This window comes from Salegentibacter sediminis (genome assembly GCF_002078605.1).
Classification (GTDB): Bacteria; Bacteroidota; Bacteroidia; order Flavobacteriales; family Flavobacteriaceae; genus Salegentibacter; species Salegentibacter sediminis.
On the sequence record NZ_MSJR01000006.1, the window covers coordinates 39415 to 58051 of the forward strand.

Annotated in this window: 10 protein-coding genes; 1 reads left to right on the top strand and 9 read right to left on the bottom strand. The window is 40.4% G+C overall.

The window, feature by feature from the left end:
* Positions 1–96 precede the first annotated feature (96 nt).
* Positions 97–2310, bottom strand: coding sequence for a bifunctional alpha,alpha-trehalose-phosphate synthase (UDP-forming)/trehalose-phosphatase (locus tag BUW93_RS10025; RefSeq protein ID WP_081211569.1), 2214 nt, complete (start codon positions 2308–2310; stop codon positions 97–99).
* Between the two features lie 96 nt (positions 2311–2406).
* Here BUW93_RS10025 and BUW93_RS10030 point away from each other — a divergent pair, with 96 nt between their 5' ends.
* The gene (locus BUW93_RS10030) at positions 2407–4206 is read left to right on the top strand and encodes a glycoside hydrolase family 15 protein (protein ID WP_081211570.1); all 1800 of its coding nucleotides are present in this window, start codon (positions 2407–2409) and stop codon (positions 4204–4206) included.
* A gap of 53 nt (positions 4207–4259) precedes the next feature.
* Here BUW93_RS10030 and BUW93_RS10035 read toward each other — a convergent pair whose 3' ends face one another.
* The 8 genes from BUW93_RS10035 to purL all read right to left on the bottom strand — a co-directional run bounded on the left by BUW93_RS10035 (position 4260) and on the right by purL (position 18542).
* Positions 4260–6041 carry a mechanosensitive ion channel family protein gene (locus tag BUW93_RS10035; RefSeq protein ID WP_081211571.1) on the bottom strand — a complete coding sequence of 594 codons (1782 nt, stop codon included), beginning with the start codon at positions 6039–6041 and terminating at the stop codon, positions 4260–4262.
* Between the two features lie 110 nt (positions 6042–6151).
* Complete coding sequence (locus BUW93_RS10040; protein ID WP_081211572.1) at positions 6152–7966, bottom strand: acyl-CoA dehydrogenase family protein; 1815 nt, start codon at positions 7964–7966, stop codon at positions 6152–6154.
* A gap of 66 nt (positions 7967–8032) precedes the next feature.
* Positions 8033–9226, bottom strand: coding sequence for an acetyl-CoA C-acyltransferase (locus BUW93_RS10045; protein ID WP_081211573.1), 1194 nt, complete (start codon positions 9224–9226; stop codon positions 8033–8035).
* A gap of 117 nt (positions 9227–9343) precedes the next feature.
* Positions 9344–9691 (bottom strand): four helix bundle protein, encoded by a 348-nt coding sequence (locus tag BUW93_RS10050; RefSeq protein WP_081211574.1) that lies wholly within the window; start codon positions 9689–9691, stop codon positions 9344–9346.
* Between the two features lie 46 nt (positions 9692–9737).
* On the bottom strand, positions 9738–12143 hold the full coding sequence (locus BUW93_RS10055) for a 3-hydroxyacyl-CoA dehydrogenase/enoyl-CoA hydratase family protein (protein ID WP_081211575.1): 2406 nt from the start codon (positions 12141–12143) through the stop codon (positions 9738–9740).
* Positions 12144–12221: 78 nt separating this feature from the next.
* Positions 12222–12677 (bottom strand): MarR family winged helix-turn-helix transcriptional regulator, encoded by a 456-nt coding sequence (locus tag BUW93_RS10060; protein WP_081211576.1) that lies wholly within the window; start codon positions 12675–12677, stop codon positions 12222–12224.
* Between the two features lie 165 nt (positions 12678–12842).
* A complete protein-coding gene (locus BUW93_RS10065; protein WP_081211577.1) occupies positions 12843–14624 on the bottom strand; it encodes an AMP-dependent synthetase/ligase in 1782 nt (593 codons plus the stop codon).
* A gap of 255 nt (positions 14625–14879) precedes the next feature.
* Positions 14880–18542 (bottom strand): phosphoribosylformylglycinamidine synthase, encoded by a 3663-nt coding sequence (gene purL, locus BUW93_RS10070; RefSeq protein WP_081211578.1) that lies wholly within the window; start codon positions 18540–18542, stop codon positions 14880–14882.
* Positions 18543–18637: the final 95 nt, after the last annotated feature.

Sequence of the window (18637 nt, forward strand, 5' to 3'; positions counted from 1 at the left end):
TAAAATTACTTCAAATTAAAGCTATGGCCATGCTTTACGAGTTAAGCTTGATATAAACTTTATTCAAAAATGTCAAGGATTTTAACACTTGCCAGATTAAGTATGTTCAGCAAATAACCTGAGGATCGCTCTTACTTTTTTGGTGTCTTCCACATAATACTGGGCACTGGTATTTTTGATTCCTACTTTAACGGTATAGGCATCTTCAGGAAGCTCTCTGAATAAGTATTCATCGGTCCAGTCATCCCCAATAGCAAATATGAAATCATATTCATTTCCTACGAGTTTTTTACCGGCAGCTTTTCCCTTATTTACATCACTACTTTTAATTTCGAGAACTTTGTTTCCTTCAAGAACGCTTAAGCCATGGTTGGAAATAAGTTCCTTTAATACACTGGAGAGTTCATTTGCTCTCATTTCCCCAAGTTCGGGATCGGCTTTACGGTAATGCCAGGCCAGGGAATAATTCTTATCTTCAATAAAAGTTCCCGGGGTACGGTCTACAAAGTTTTCTATTACCGGCCGCACGGCTTCCATCCAGTCGTTTTTTACATTCTCTGAAAGTTCCCATTCGCTGTTCTGTTTTCTCATCCAAACGCCATGCTCAGAAATAAGTTCTACATTAGTTTCGGACCACCAATTGCCAAGTGTGTGTTTGTCTCTTCCGCTAATAAGTACCACATCGGTTTTGTTTCCTTTATTCAATTTTGAAATTAACTCGATCAACTCCTTATCTGGTTTAGCTTTTTCAGGTTTATCGGTGAAATCTACCAGTGTCCCATCATAATCCAGGAAGAGAATGCGGCGTTTTGCATTTTTATAAGTGTCCAGTATTTCTGAAGATACCTGTGTAGAAATTCTTATAGATTGAGAGGAGTCTCTGTTACTTTCGGTGTTTTTGAGAGCTTTCATAAAATCATTGGCCCATTTTTCTACACTGTATCGCTTGAGTCTCTTCTGAAGCATTTTATTGCGCTGTATCTGTTCTTCTTTCGACATTTGCAAGGCTTGTTTCAATGCAAAAGAGATTTGCTCAAAATTATTAGGATTGATTAATAATGCCTCATTCATCTCATGGGATGCACCGGCCATTTCACTTAAAATTAGTACCCCTGTATGATCGGTGCGGGTAGCGATAAATTCTTTGGCCACCAGGTTCATACCATCCCGAATTGGAGTGAGTAAAGCTACGTCGCAGGAGGTGTAAAGGTCTATAAGGTTTTCAAAAGGCATAGAGCGATAGAAGTACCAGATAGGAGTCCAGTTTACCGTAGAGAACTTCCCATTGATGCGGCCTACTAGCTCATCTATCTCACGTTTTAAACGTTGATATTGAGGAACATTGGAGCGGGAAGGAACCGCCAGCATCACTAAACGGACCTTCTCTACATATTCTGGATTTCTATCCAGAAAATATTCAAAAGCTCTTATCCTGTTGGCAATACCTTTGGTATAATCGAGCCTGTCTATGCTTAAGATCAATTTAGCATCGGGAGTGGTTTTAAGATGATGATCCAGCCTGTTTTGTAGATCTGATTGTTCTTCCGAAGTATTTTTAAAATGATTTAGAGCTGCCTGTTCAAATTTTTCGTAATCTATGCCCATAGGAAATGAATCTACCTTTACAATTCTATCGGGCAGGCTTACTTCATTAAAATCTACCTGTAATCTTAAGATCCGACTTACCGAACTTAAAAAATGGCGTTCATAATCGTAGGTATGGAATCCAATAAGATCTGCACCAAGCACACCCTCCAGAACTTCTTCGCGCCAGGGGAGTGTTCTAAAAACTTCGTAGGAAGGAAACGGGATATGATTAAAAAAACCGATAATTGCTTCAGGAGCTTTTTCCCTAATCATATTGGGTACCAGTAAAAGTTGATAATCGTGCACCCATATAATATCACCCTCCTCGTAATGTCTAAGGACTTCGTCGGCATACTTCTGGTTAACCTGTTTATAAATTTCCCAGTAGCTTTGTTCGGCCTCAGTATATTCCATAAAATAATGAAAAAGTGGCCAGATAGTTCTGTTGCTGAAACCATAATAAAAGCCTTCTATTTCTTCAGCAGTAAGATTTACAGAAACACAGGCTTCCTCCCGGGCCTTTTTCTTAACATCCTTAGCAAGTGTTTCCGGAATTTCTTCTTCGGTAAGCCCGGTCCAGCCTATCCATAAGCTATCGCCGTCACGGTGAAAGGATTTTAGGCCGGTGGCCAGTCCTCCTACACTTGGGCTTACTTCTAAATTATAATCTTCGATGCTAATTTGTAAAGGTAATCGGTTGGAGATGATGATTGTTTTACTCATAATTATATGTGAATGCTGTTGCTGCGGAATTGTTTTTTATTAAATTTCCGAAAATCAAAGCACACAACCATCCTTTTAAAAGAACTTTAAGATTATATGGATAATTTAGATTATGGAATTATAGGAAATTGTAAAAGTGCAGCTCTGGTTTCCAAAACGGGATCTCTGGACTGGTGTTGCCTCCCCAATTTTGACTCTGCCGGAGTGTTCGCCAAACTTTTGGATGAAGAGAAGGGAGGTAGTTTTGAAATTCTTGTTTCTGAAGATTATAAAATTGAGCAGGATTACCTTTGGGAAACAAACATTATCAGTACTGTATTTGACAATGGCACCGATGCCTTTCAATTAATAGATTTTATGCCCAGGTATGCCCGGGAAGATGGCTCGTATTATACCCCGCCCGATATTATCAGGTTCTTTCGCCTGTTAAAAGGTAAACCCGAATTTAGCATAAAATATGATCCTAAACTGGACTTTGCCCGCGAAAAAACCTATACCGAGAATAAAGGAACTTATTTAAAGAGTTTTACCAAAGAAGGGAAATATGATTCCCTGTTTTTCTATTCTAGTTTTGACCTGAAAGATATTAAGGAACAAAACAAGCTCAGTTTAACCGGGAACGCCTATTGTCTGGTTGGTTATCACGAAAAACTTATTCCGCAAAATCTGGATAGGACCTATCTTAAATTTCAGCGAACCAAAACCTATTGGATGAACTGGAGTTCTAAAACCACAAGGTATACTCATTATTCGGAACAAATTATGAGAAGTGCCCTGGTTTTAAAGGCATTAACATATAAAAAATCTGGAGCTGTACTGGCGGCAGCTACCACTTCCCTTCCCGAGACAATAGGAGAGGAGCGAAACTGGGATTATCGTTTTTGTTGGATACGGGATTCCTCAATGGTGATTAAAGTAATGGCTGGTTTGGGTCACATGGAGTCGGCGCAGGAATTCCTTCAGTTTATTATTGATATTATTCCCAATAAGGATGAGAAGATCCAGATAATGTATGGCATTAATGGGGAAAAAGAACTCACCGAACATATCCTAGACCATTTAAAAGGATATAAGAATTCTCAGCCGGTTCGTACCGGAAATGCGGCCTATATTCAGAAACAAAATGACATTTACGGAATTTTGATGGAGGTGATCTATCAACAATTTCTTCAGTTTGAGACCTCACTGGAAAATTCTGAAGAACTCTGGACGATAGTACGTGGCATCGTGAACATTGTGGAAGAGCACTGGCAACAACCGGATAAAGGTATCTGGGAATTGCGTACCGAAGACCGACATTTTGTGTTCTCAAAATTGCTTTGCTGGGTGGCAGTAGACCGGGCGATAAAAATAGGAGAGGTGCTGCGAATGGGCATCAACGATACCAAATGGAAAAGTCTGAGGGCAGAGATTTATACCGATATTTATAACAATGGTTGGAATGAAGAAATTCAGGCTTATACACAATCCTATGGCTCTACAGACCTTGACGCCTCTACTTTACTGATGGAATCCTATGGATTTATTGACGCGAAAGATCCACGCTTTATAAAAACAGTGGAAGCTACCGAAAAGGAACTCTGTAAAGACGGCCTAATGTATCGTTACAAAAATAAAGATGATTTTGGAGAACCCTCGTCTTCCTTTACCATTTGTACTTTTTGGTTGATAGATAGTTTGTTTAAAATCGGCCAGAGAGAAAAATCGAAAAAATTATTTGACCAACTGCTTGGCTATAGTAATCATTTAGGACTTTTTAGTGAGGATATAGATTTTAAAACCAAGCGATTACTCGGTAATTTTCCACAAGCTTATTCCCATTTGGCACTTATTGAAACCGCTGCCAATTTTAGCAAAGGAATTAGCGCTGAAGAAAGCTGGTTGAGCGATTTTTAGATACTGGCATCTAAGCCAATTTGGAAAGAACCCGGACTTGATAAGTTCCGGGTTTATTTTTTTGTATCTGGATTATCGGTTTTAGCTTTAAAATGAGGTTCTTTTAATTCTACGCGGGAACGGGTAAAATAAATACCTTCCTCCAATTCATTGATATAGGCCACCATTTGTTCCCTGAGTCTGCAATGAAGATCCCAGGCTACTACTGCATTTTTTGCACTGCATACAGCCCTTAATCGTAAAGACTTTTCAGTCATTCCAAGCACCTGAAGCAGGGGTGGGTGTTCCTCATCCCAATCTTCAGAATTTTCGAGAAGCTCTGTAAATTTTTTCCTGAGTTTCTCCACATCCACTCTATAATCTACAAAAAGCTCAATTTCATTTAATTGGTGTGGACTGGTGATAGAGAGATTTTCAAATGTTTCAGAAATTACTGTTTTTAAGGGTACGATAAGTCTTTTAAGATCCCAGGTGCGCACTACCATATAAGTAAACCTGATATCTTCAACATAACCCCACCGGTCTTCGATAATAACAGTATCCCCAATTCTTGCGGGTTTCGTAATGGCAATTTGTATTCCGGCTATTATATTACCCAGGGTACTCTGCGCAGCAATACCTAGAATTATCGTTGCCAGACCTGCAGAAGCCAACATCGAAACCCCAAGCTTTTCCATAGATCTGAATTGAGAGAGAATTATGGCAGTGCCAATTATTACTACCGTAAAAGTTAAAATCCTTCTTGCTACAGAAAAATAGGTGAATAGTTGCCTGGCTTCGTGACTGTCTTCAGAAGTTACATCTCCTATTTTATTTTCGGCTACGTAACGCATAAAAAAGTCAATAATACGCATGAAAAACCAGGTGCCTGAAGCAATTACGATAGCCAGTAATAGTGCATAAATCGTACTCGAAAACATTCCCGAATAGGAAATAAGGTTGTTTAGGGTAATATAGAAAAAGAAAACTCCGGCAGCCATTGCTGCTGGTACTCCCAGTCTTTTGGAAAGAGCAAGAATTAGAGGCTTATCAAAGGATTTTGCGATTTTTCGAATTAATATGATAACTACCCGCCCAAGCAAATAGGAAATAAGAATTAATAAAAATGTGAGGACAGGCTTCCATAGGGGAACGTCGCCAATTTTAGCCTGAGACCATTTTGGCATATTTCTGTCTAAAAATGTGGGGCCGTAGACCTGGTAAAGCTCTTCGGTATTTTCTACGGTATTGGCAGAAATTAACCAAAAAGCACCGTAATCTTCAAATTTCACTCTTTGCAGTCTAAATATAATATCCCGGTTCTCAATCTCGGTTTCACCAAAAACAATACTTCTGCGTGGTTTCCCAGCAACAGCCTGGTTTGTTGTGGTTCTTATATCTATCTGGCCGTCGGGCCTGTCGGGCAAAGCATCCCAGTTAATATCAACTCGCTGGTCCAGCACATAATAAAGCTTTTGAGCCAAATCTTCGGCCTCTTTAGAACCAATACTATTGGGCATCAAATTAAGGTTTAGTGCATAGACGGCCTCCTTAAAGTTTTTATTACGACAGCTAATTACAAAATGTTCCAGCGTTGACTGAGGGCTTTGCAGATTAATTTTATTGGGAGGTAATCCCAGCGGATTATTCAGGCGTGTTAAAACATAATAGGCTTCGTTATAATCTTCAAGACTATTAGGGAGATAACTGGAAGCGTCCGGTTCATCTATTTTTTCTTCCGGCGGAAGTTCTTTTTGAGTAGCAGTAGAGTCTTGTTGCTGAAAAGCAGATGCAGAAGTCTCCTGAAGCAATAAACTTAACAGAACAAGGCATATATATTTTATAAATTTCCTCATAGCTAATTTGGAATATTCCTGGAATTTTCATCACAATAATGTTAAAAATAAGGAATAAAAAAAGACCGTCTGAAATTTGACGGCCTTTTTAAAACAGATTTAAATAAAAATTAGAAAACGTACTTGTTTTCTGAAGTCAGTTTTTCTGCGATACTATTTCTAAGAGCAACTACATTTGGCATATTTTCATATTTGGTGAAACGCTTAAGTCCCATTAGCATCATTCGCTGTTCATCTCCTTCAGCAAAGGAGGCGATACCTTCTTTGGCTTTTTGGTTTACAGTATCTACGGCGTGGTAGAGATAAAGTTTTGCCATTTGGATTTGTTCCTTTTGCTGATCTTCTCCAAAACGTTTTGCATTTTTCTCTGCTCTCAAAATTCCAGATTCGGCCATATAGGTTTCTATCAGAATATCTGAAGCAGCTAAAAGCAATTGCTGATGTTCTTCCAGATCCTGTCCAAATTTCTGAACCGCACTTCCGGCAACCATAAGGAATACCTTTTTCAACTTTTTGATCATTTCCTTTTCTTCTGCAAATAATTCAGAATAATCTGGCTTATCCATAGAAGGGATTCCGGTAAGTTCATCGGCTACAGCCTGAGCTGGTCCAAGCAGGTCTACGTGACCTTTCATCGCTTTTTTAATTAACATTCCCACGGCCAACATTCGGTTTATCTCGTTGGTTCCTTCGTAGATCCTTGCGATCCTTGCATCTCTCCAGGCAGATTCCATTGGTGTATCGGCCGAGAAGCCCATCCCTCCAAAGATCTGAATCCCTTCGTCACTGCAATTCTGAATGTCTTCTGAACAGGCCACCTTCAGGATAGAACACTCTATAGCATACTCTTCAAAGGTTTTTAATTCGGCATCGGCATGCGATTCTCCGTTCTCCATACGAAGATTAATCCTGTCTTCAATCATTTTCGCGGCCCGGTAATTTGCCGCTTCTCCAACCCAGGCTGAAGTTGCCATTTCAGCTAATTTTGATTTTATAGCTCCAAATTTCGCGATTGGTGTTTTAAACTGAACCCGGTCATTAGCATACTTTACAGCTACATCGGTGACTCTTCTTTGAGCATCAATGGTAGCTGAAGCTAATTTAATCCGTCCAACATTCAGTGCATTCATCGCGATCTTGAAACCATTACCTCTTTCTGAAAGCATATTTTCAACGGGAACTTTAGTGTCGTTGAAAAACACCTGACGGGTAGAGGAGGAGTGGATCCCCAGTTTCTTCTCTTCTTCTCCAAAGGTGATTCCGTTCGGATTCTCTTTGTCGTACTCTACGATAAAACCAGTGATATATTTATCGTCTTCAATTCTGGCAAAAACAATAAAAATATCGGCGAAGCCCGCGTTGGAGATCCACATCTTCTGGCCGTTGATCTTATAGTGTTTTCCGTCTTCGGTAAGCTCGGCCTTTGTTTTACCTGAATTTGCATCACTACCAGCTCCGGGTTCAGTTAAGCAATAAGCTCCAAACCATTCTCCGGTAGATAACTTAGGAACATATTTCTTTCGTTGTTCTTCAGTTCCATAAAGTAGGATTGGCAAAGTACCTATCCCGGTGTGTGCTCCAAAAGCAGTGGCAATAGAACCTGTAGCCCCTGAGATATAATCACACACCAACATGGTGGATACGAAGCCCATTCCCAGACCGTCATATTCCTCCGGTACTGCTACCCCAAGGAAACCAAGTTCTCCGGCCTTTTGCATTACCTCTTCGGTAAGGGCATAGTTTTTCTTTTCAAATTCTTCTTTTTTCGGCCAGACCTCGCGATCAATAAATTCTTTAACTGAATCACGCATCATTTGCTGTTCCTCGGTAAAATCTTCCGGAGTAAATACATCTTCAGCTTTGGTTTCCTTTACCAGGAATTGCCCACCGCGTAGAAGCTCTTTTTTATTTTCTGTTGTTTCCATTTTTTTCTTTTGTTATTTTTTAGTTTTCTATTGGGTTATGGTTTTGCCGCTGCATTTTTTAGGTCTCTAACTCAGGAATTCATAAACTCCCGCGGCTCCCTGTCCGGTACCAACGCACATTGTAACCATGGCGTATTTGTCTTTTAGGTTGCGCTTGCGCATTTCATCAAAAATTTGAACCGAAAGTTTTGCTCCTGTACAACCCAGCGGGTGGCCCATAGAAATAGCACCTCCGTTTGGATTAACTTTGTTAGGATCTAAACCTAATTCCCTTATTACTGCCAGGGATTGGGAAGCAAAAGCTTCATTGAGTTCAATGAGTTGCATATCGTCCTGTTTTAACCCGGCTTGTTTGAGAGCTTTTGGAATAGCATCTACCGGTCCAATTCCCATAATTCTTGGTGGAACTCCAACAGGGGTATAGCTCACCAGGCGGGCAATTGGTTCCAAGTTGAATTCTTTTACCATTTCTTCACTCATCACCATTACAAAGGCAGCACCATCACTCATTTGTGAGGAGTTTCCGGCAGTTACGCTTCCGCCTTCGGCAAAAACGGGTCTTAGTTTTCCTAAAATTTCTTTAGAAGTATCAGCACGTGGACCTTCATCTTTATTTACCGTATAGGTTTTGGTTTGTTTTTTACCGTCTTTACCTACAAAGGTCTCTTCCACATCAATAGGAACTATCTGGTCCTGGAAACGGTTTTCTTCCTGGGCTTTTAGAGCTTTTTGATGGGAGTTAAAAGCAAATTCATCCTGATCTTCACGGGAAACTTTATATTTCTCGGCTACGGCTTCCGCAGTGAGTCCCATTCCCCAATAATAATCTTCATGGCCTTCTTTGGCGGTTTTGTAATTCGGAACAGGTTTGTAACCTCCCATTGGGATGTAACTCATACTTTCGGCACCCCCGGCAATAATACAATCGGCCATTCCACTCTGGATTTTAGCCGAAGCGATTGCGATGGTTTCCAGCCCGGATGCGCAATAACGGTTAACCGTCATGCCGGGTACCTTTTCAGTTTTTAGTCCCATCAAAGAGATTAGCCGACCTACATTTAATCCTTGCTCGGCTTCTGGCATTGCGTTTCCAACAATTACATCATCGATCCTGGTTTTATCGAAATCGGGTAATTTTTTCATCATGTATTCGATGGTTTCAGCCGCCAGATCATCCGGCCGCTTAAATCTAAAAACGCCACGAGGAGCTTTCCCCACGGCTGTTCTATATGCTTTTACTATGTATGCTGTTTTATTCATTGTATATTGTATTTTGTAAAATGTATATTGTTATTATCTGTATAGTGTGATTTCCATATAATCTGATTTGTTTTGAATCATACAAGTATGCCTTTACACGATACATTTTATTTCTATTTATAATGTTGACTGTAATTTGATAATCATGTTTTGGATATGTTGTATTTCACTTTCCAGGTAGTTAAAATCATCTGAATTAACATAATTCAGATTTTTAGCAATTATAAACTGAGTTTCAAGCTCAAAGGCTGAACCAAGGGATACTCCTAAAAAATTTGAAAAATACTTATTGGTTTTTCTTCCACAACCTTCGGCTATATTAGAAGAAATCGAAACCGCAGATCTTCTAATTTGGGAAGTTAAACCGTAAAGTTCGTCTTTGGGAAAAACCTGGGTTTTCAAGTAGGTTTCAGTGACCAACTCAATTGCCTTTTGCCAAACTTTTAATTCCCTGAAGTAATTCATATCAAATTAAGATTTCAGTATACAATCTACATTATACACACTACGATTAATTACGAAGCGGTTTCCCTTTCTTCAACATATGCTGAAGTCTTTCCAGGGTTTTACGTTCTCCGGTTAAGGAAAGGAATGCTTCTCTTTCCAGGTCGAGTAGATATTGCTCACTTACCATTTGCGGTTCCGAAAGATCCCCACCGGCCATGACATAAGCCAGTTTGTTAGCGATTTTTTTATCGTGATCGCTAATATATTTTCCGGCGTTCATTTGGTCGGTTCCTACTAAGAAAGCTCCTAAAGCCTGTTTACCGAGTACTTTGATATCGGTGCGGTGAATTGGTTTGGTATAACCATTTTCGGCCATTAGCAGGGCGTGTTTCTTAGCTATGGCCAATTGCCTATCTGGGTTCACAACCACGATATCTTTACCTTTTTGTAAAATATTGGTATCATAAGCCTCGTAAGCCGATGTAGAAACCTTGGCCATTCCTATAGTAAGGAAGTTTTCTCTTAATCGGTTTAATTCCACATCATCTTTTTCGAAAGTATCTGCAGCACGAACGGTCATTTCTTTTGAACCACCACCGCCGGGAATTACTCCAACACCAAATTCAACTAAGCCAATATAAGTTTCGGCTGCGGCCACAACTTTATCGGCGTGGAGTGAAAGTTCACATCCGCCACCAAGGGTCATTGCGTGTGGTGCGGCAACGGTTGGGATAGAGGAGTACCGCATCCGCATCATGGTATCCTGGAAATATTTAATAGCCATATTCAGCTCTTCATATTCCTGTTCTACAGCCAACATAAAGATCATTCCGATGTTAGCTCCCACAGAGAAGTTCTTTCCGTTGTTTGCAACAACCAATCCCTGATAATCTTTTTCAGCAATATCTATAGCCTTATTGATTCCGTCTAAAACATCACCACCAATAGCGTTCATTTTACTTCTGAATTCCACATTAAGAATGCCATCGCCAAGGTCTTCGACCACGACGCCGCTATTTTTGAATACTTCTTTAGATTCCCGGATGTTGTCAAGAATGATAAAGGAGTCCTGGCCAGGTACTTTTATATGTTCCTTTTTTGGGATATCATAGAAATAGGTGTTACCCTCTTTTACGGTGTAGAATGAATCCTTGCCGCTTTCCAGCATTTCATTTACCCAGGCGGCAGGTTTTTTACCTTCGGCTTCAATAAGTTCGATTCCCTTTTTTACGCCAACGGCATCCCAGATTTGGAAGGGACCGTGTTCCCAGCCAAAACCGGCTTTCATCGCATCATCAACTTTGTATAGCTCATCGGTTATTTCAGGAATTCGATGGGAGACATAGGCAAAAAGTGCTCCGAAGCTTTTTCGGTAAAACTCCCCGGCTTTGTCTTTGCCGTTGATCAAGACCTCAAAACGGTCTTCCACATTATCTATTGTTTTGGTTTGTTCCAGCGTGGCAAACGACGCCTTTTTCTGGTCGCGGTATTCCAAAGAGTCTAAATCCAAAGACTTAATTGTACTGGAACCATCTTCATTTTTTATTTTCTTGTAAAAGCCCTGTCCGCTCTTGCTACCAAACCATTCATTGTCTACCATGGTCTGGATAAAATCGGGTAATGCAAAAAGCTCGTGAGCCTCATCGTCTGGTACGCCTTTGTGCAAACCATTGGCCACATGAACTAAGGTGTCTAATCCTACTACATCTACGGTTCTAAAGGTGGCAGATTTCTGACGGCCAATAACGGGACCTGTAAGTTTATCGACTTCTTCAATGGTCATCCCCATTTCTTTCACCATGTGGAAAAGACTCATGATGCTGAAGATCCCAACCCGGTTTCCGATAAACGCCGGGGTATCTTTTGCTACAACCGATTTCTTTCCCAGGAATTTTTCTCCAAATTCATTAAGGAATTCAAGCACCTCTTTTGAGGTATCTGGTCCCGGAATAATTTCGAATAATCTCAGGTAACGCGGTGGGTTAAAGAAATGGGTCCCACAAAAATGCTTTTTAAAATCATCGCTGCGGCCTTCATTCATTTGCTGAATAGGAATACCTGAAGTATTTGAAGTAATTAGGGTTCCTGGTTTGCGGTGCTTTTCAAGGTTTTCAAAAACCTTTTGCTTGATTTCCAGGCGCTCTACTACCACCTCTATAATCCAATCTGCCTCGGAAACCTTTGAAATATCATCTTCCAGATTCCCAGTTTTGATTCGGTTGGCAAATTTTTTGTGATAAATGGGCGAGGGTTTAGATTTTAGAGAACTTTGCAAAGATTCGTTAACCAAACGGTTTCTAACTTCCTTATCTTCAAGAGTGAGCCCTTTTTTCTTTTCTTTTTCATTGAGTTCCCGCGGCACGATGTCCAATAGGAGCACTTCTACGCCAATATTGGCAAAATGGCAGGCAATTCCGCTCCCCATAATTCCGGAGCCAATTACGGCCACTTTATTGATTCTTCTTTTCATGTTGTTAGTCAAATTTTACTATAAGGTTTTCGTTACTTAATTTATTGTTTCAGCTAATTTTAATCAGTGCATTCTCAATCACTGCTTCAGCTTAATTTCTTCTTTATAGATCTTTTTTTCTGAAATTAGGTCCATTATGGTATTTGCAACTTCAATAAAGGTTTTCAGGTCTTCTTCCGAAACCGATTCCTTTACCGCTTCATCAAACCTTAACACGACCTTTTTGGAGTAATCACGCATTTCGCGACCAAAATCGGTTAGATGAATAAGAACGCTCCGCCCGTCTTTTGGGTTCTTGCGCCTTAGAATAAGGCCTTTATCTTCCATGGTCTTTAGAATCCTGGAAAGACTGGTAGCTTCCATTCCCATTTTGGGGCCGAGTGAAGTAGAAGGGGTGCCGGTTTCAGGATCTATACTTAAAAGAGCAAAACCGGTGGCCATCGTACTACCGGCCTTCCCGGCTTCTTCATTATACATTTTTGAAACTGCCATCCAGGTGGCACGTAAAACATAATCTATTGTTTTTTCCTTCATTTTTGAAACTTGATTCCCAAAGTTAAGAAAAAATATTATGCACGCATAATAAAATGATCGAAAATCGAAAGGTAGAAACAGGGATTCTTAAATTTAAGAGAATTACATAAAAAAACTCTCCTTTTAGGGAGAGTTTTAACTGGAATTTAGTAAATGCTGTATCGATTAATTATAACCGTAGATCTTGTTATATTTGTCGATATAGATTTGCTTAATATTTCTACGTTTTAGTTTCATGGTAGGAGTGAGGTGGCCTTCCTCGATTCCCCATACCTCTGGCGTGAGCTCTATGACCTTGACCCTTTCCCATTTACCAAATTTTTCGTTATAAAAGTCTACTTCTTCTTGAATTCTTTCTTTTACACGATCATTTTCTGCGATGTCTCTATATGATCCCTCTCCCAGGTCTATATTTTTCCGTTTGGCCCATTCCTGAATGAATTCAAAATTAGGTTGAATTAAGGCTGCGGGCATCTTTTCTCCGTCCCCAATTACCATAATCTGTTCGATGAAGCGGGATTGCTTCATAACATTTTCAAGTATTTGCGGCGCAACATATTTTCCGCCCGAGGTTTTGAACATTTCTTTTTTACGATCGGTGATTTTCAGGAAACCATCTTTATCTATTTCCCCAATATCTCCGGTATGAAAGAAATTATCATCGTTAATTACTTCTTTGGTCTTTTCGGGATCTTTGTAATAGCCTTGCATAACATTTGGACCTTTACAAAGAATTTCTCCATCTTCGGCAATTTTCACTTCTACATTTTCCAGGGGCTTTCCAACTGTGCCAATCCTGAAGTTATAATTGCGCTGATCGTTAACCGCAATTACCGGAGAGGTTTCGGTTAGGCCATAACCTTCCATTACGGGGATTTCTGCAGCTGCAAATACACGCGCCAGTCTTGGCTGTAAAGCTGCCGAACCTGAAACTACCAATTCTATATTACCTCCTAAACCTTCTTTCCATTTAGAGAAAATTAATTTTCTTGCCAGTTTAAGACGGGTTTCATACCACCAACCGTTTGCCTCATATGGTTCATATTCTAATCCCAGTTCTACAGCCCAGAAGAAAAGGTTTTGTTTGATTCCTCCAAGGGTAGAGCCTTTTGCTATTATCTTATCATAAACCTTTTCTAATACTCGAGGAACGGCAGAGATTACGTGAGGTTGGACCTCCTTAAGGTTATCGCTAATCTTCTCGATAGATTCTGCAAAATGAATAGAAACTGAATAATACTGATAAAGATACAGGATCATTCTTTCAAAAATATGGCAAACCGGCAGGAAACTCAGGGAAACATAAGTGCCAACTTCAAAGGGTACACGGGTTGCACTGCCCAGAACATCGCTAACAATATTATCATGAGAAAGCATTACTCCCTTCGGTTTTCCGGTAGTTCCCGAAGTGTAGATTAAGGTAGCGAGATCACCAGGCTTTACAGCATCTTTTAATTTCTCTACCTCTTCCTGGTTGCTTTTATCTTTTCCCAGTTCCAGGATCTCTTTCCAGTTTTTACAGCCTGAAATTTCATCAAAACTATAAACCTCCTTTAACCCGGTATTTGCCTGAATAGACCTGACTTTCTCGAGAACTTCGGTATCTGAAACGAAACAATAGGTCGCCTCACTATGGTTTAGGACATATTCATAATCTTCTTCCGGAATGGTGGGGTATATAGGCACGTTTTGGGCTCCTAGCTGCAGAATCCCTATATCCATCACATTCCACTCGTTACGGTTAGTTGTGGAGATTACTGCTATCTTTTCATTAGGTAATACTCCAAGCCTAAGCAAACCACGGCTAATGGTATTTGCCTGGTCTATGTATTCTTTAGTAGAAAGTGACTTCCACTGGCCATCGTATTTAGTTACCAGCGATTTTTCTAAAGGAAAGTTTTCTAGCTGATAATATGGTAAGTCAAAAAGTCTTCTGGGTTGGTTCATTTGTGTGGTATTAATAAATCCCTTGCAAAATAGCAAAATTGCAAGCTTTTTCAAATTGAATTTTTAAAATAAACATAGATATATTAGAAAGTATGAAAAAAAAGTAATGAAGGGAGACTTCTCCTCTTAATTTCAGGTTTTATAACAATTTATGTAAAGCTTTTTAAGGGATTTAAAATCAACTCATTGAGTTTTTATAAAAACATCAAACCCCATAGAGCTTCTTTCTATGGGGTTTTATAAATAAAAAATAATTTATTTTTTCTCCAGCCAGTTTCTGGCATTTACAAAGGCTTCAAGCCAGGGAGAGACTTCATCTTTTCTTCCTTTGGGGTAATGGGCCCAGTTCCAGGGAAAAGTTGAACGCTCCAGGTGAGGCATCATCACAAGGTGTCTGCCGGTCTTGTCGGTTAGCATTGCTGCATTGTAATGCGAACCATTCGGATTTGCAGGATAACCTTCATAAGCGTATTTCGCGGGAATATCATATTGCTCTTCTTCATAAGGGAAGCTGAATTTTCCTTCCCCGTGGGCCGCCCAGATCCCAAGTTTACTCCCTGCAAGGCTCGAGAGCATTATCGAATTGTTTTTCTGAATTTCCACGGAGGTAAAATTACATTCAAATTTATGGGATTCGTTATGGAGCATTTTCGGCTTTTGGTCGTCTTCAGGATTTATAAGCCCAAGTTCAATAAAGAGCTGGCAGCCATTGCAAACCCCCAGGGAAAGGGTATCTTTTCTTTTAAAGAAATTTTCCAGGGCATTTTTAGCCTTCTCGTTATAAAGGAAAGCTCCCGCCCATCCTTTGGCGCTTCCCAGCACATCAGAATTTGAGAAACCTCCAACAGCCGCAATAAAATTGATGTCTTCCAGGTTTTCCCGGCCAGAGATCAAATCGGTCATATGTACGTCTTTTACATCAAATCCGGCCAGGTGCATCGCCCGTGCCATTTCACGTTCAGAATTCGAACCTTTTTCTCTAAGGATCGCCGCCTTGATCTTTTTCTTATCCTTAATAGCAGCATCGGGAAGACCACTAAAATTCTTTGGAAATTTAAATTCCAGCGGCTGATTTTTATAATTATTGAAACGCTCTGTTGCTTTATCTATTCCGCTTTGTTTTTTATCCAAAAGAAACGAGGTTTTATACCATACATCCCTTAATTCTGAAATATTAAATTTAAGTCTTTCCTCATTATTTTTAATGCTAAGCACATCACCATCAGTGACCTTTCCTATTTTAAAAACCTCGATGTTCTTCTCTTTTAGAATAGCTTCGGCTGAAGCATCTTTTGCCTGAAAAACAATTCCGCAGTTTTCACTGAATAGCATTTTCACTGAATCTTTTTCATTCAGGGTAGAAAGATCGAGTTCCGCAGCAAGATTTACATCGGCAAAGCACATTTCCAATAAGCTGGTTATCAATCCGCCTGAAGCCACATCATGCCCGGCAAGGATTTTCTCCTCTTTTACAAGCTGCTGAATTGCATTAAAAGCATCTACAAATTTCTTATCATCTTGAATGCTTGGGACTTCACTTCCTACTTTATTCAGGATCTGAGCAAAAGAAGAACCACCCAGTTTAAAGGAGTCCTGAGATAAATTAATATAATAGATATCTCCCCCGTTTTTTTGTAAAACAGGTTCTACAGTTTTGCTGATATCATCACAATGCCCCGCCGCTGAAATAATTACCGTACCGGGAGAAATCACTTCCCCATCCTTATACTTTTGTTTCATAGAAAGTGAATCTTTCCCCGTAGGCACATTAATACCCAGGGAAATCGCAAAATCTGAAACTCCTTTTACCGCCTCATATAATCTGGCATCTTCTCCTTCATTATTACAAGGCCACATCCAGTTTGCCGAAAGCGATACTGATTTCAAACCTTTTTCAAGGGGTGCCCAAACAATATTAGAAAGTGCCTCGGCAATAGAGTTTTTTGAACCGGCAACGGGATCTACCAGAGCCGAAACAGGGGAGTGACCAATAGAGGTGGCAACCCCTTCTTTTCCGTTATAGTCCAGGGCCATCACTCCACAATTATTAAGGGGAAGCTGCAAAGGCCCGGCAGTTTGTTGCTTAGCCACACGACCCGATACACATCGGTCTACCTTGTTGGTAAGCCAGTCTTTACATGCTACAGCTTCAAGTTGGAGCACCTGTTCTAAATATTCATATATTTTATCGGTGGCATATAGTACCGCATCGTAATCTCTTTGGATGGTTTTATCGGTCATAACCGTTTTTGGAGAACTACCGAACATATCGCCAAGTTCAAGATCCATTGGCTTTTTCCCGGATTTTTTCCCTTCGAAGGTGAATCTATGGTCTTCGGTTACATCCCCAACTTCATACATTGGGGAACGCTCACGATCGGCGACACGTTTAAGGATTTCAAGATTGTTTTCTCCTATAACCAGTCCCATACGTTCCTGCGATTCGTTTCCGATGATTTCTTTTGCTGAAAGGGTAGGATCTCCAACCGGTAAAGCATCCAGGTTTATTTTTCCACCCGTTTCTTCCACTAACTCGCTAAGACAGTTTAAATGCCCGCCGGCACCGTGATCGTGAATGGAAACGATAGGGTTTTCTTTGCTTTCAACCATTCCGCGCACTGCATTGGCTGCACGCTTCTGCATTTCAGGATTGGCTCTTTGGATCGCGTTCAATTCAATTCCGCTACCAAATTCGCCGGTATCGGCAGAGGATACAGCAGCACCACCCATCCCGATGCGATAATTTTCACCACCAAGCACAACAATTTTATCGCCTTTCTTCGGAACGTCCTTTTGTGCCTGGTCGGCTTTTCCGTAACCTACACCTCCGGCAAGCATAATAACTTTATCGTAGCCCAGGCTGCGGTTATGCTCCGCATGTTCGAAGGTGAGTACGGAACCTGCAATAAGCGGCTGGCCGAATTTGTTTCCAAAATCGGATGCACCATTGGAGGCCTTTATCAAAATATCCATTGGGGTTTGGTAAAGCCATTCCCGTTCAGCCATTCCGTTTTCCCAGTGCCGATCTTTATCCATCCTGGAATAAGAAGTCATATATACCGCGGTTCCTGCCAGAGGTAAAGAACCTTTCCCACCGGCAAGCCTGTCGCGTATTTCCCCACCACTTCCGGTTGCTGCTCCATTAAAAGGCTCAACAGTGGTTGGGAAGTTATGGGTTTCAGCTTTTATTGATATTACGGAATCAAAATCCTTGTTCTCATAGTATTCTGGAATATCAGGTCTTTTTGGTGCAAATTGCTGTACACGGGGACCTTTAACAAAGGCAACATTATCTTTATATGCAGAAACAATATCGTTAGGATTTTCCTCGGAGGTTTGCCTGATCATTTTGAAAAGGGAAACAGGTTTTTCCTGACCATCGATTACAAATGTTCCGTTGAAGATCTTGTGGCGGCAGTGTTCTGAATTTACCTGCGAGAAGCCAAAAACCTCAGAATCGGTGAGGTGTCTTCCTAATTTTTTAGCGAGATTTTCAAGATAGGTTACCTCCTCAGGGTTTAGGGCGAGGCCTTCCTGTTTATTGTAAGCTTCAATGTCTTCGATCTCCAGGATAGGGGTAGGGTTAATATGAATATCAAAAATATCCTGATCCAGTTTTTCATATTTCTGAGAAAGCATTGGATCAAAATCGTGAAAATTCTTATCCACTTTCATAAACTCCTCAATGCGAATTATGCCTTTTATACCCATATTCTGGGTAATCTCTACGGCATTGGTACTCCAGGGAGTAATCATGGCAGCACGGGGCCCAACAAAAAAATCTGCCAGGGCAGATTTGTTGAGTTCTTGAGTATTTCCGAAAAGCCAGTTTAATTTAGTGATGTCTTGCGCCGAAAGGGTGGTATGCGTTTCTACCGCATAAACCTTGGCCGATTGGGTTCCGAAGAAAAGGATCATTCCAGGTTGTTTTGTGTTGTTTGAGAAAGCACAAATTTAGCTTTTTTCAGGAGAATACATACTGTGAATTTTGGTGATTTTTAGCTTCCAATAGG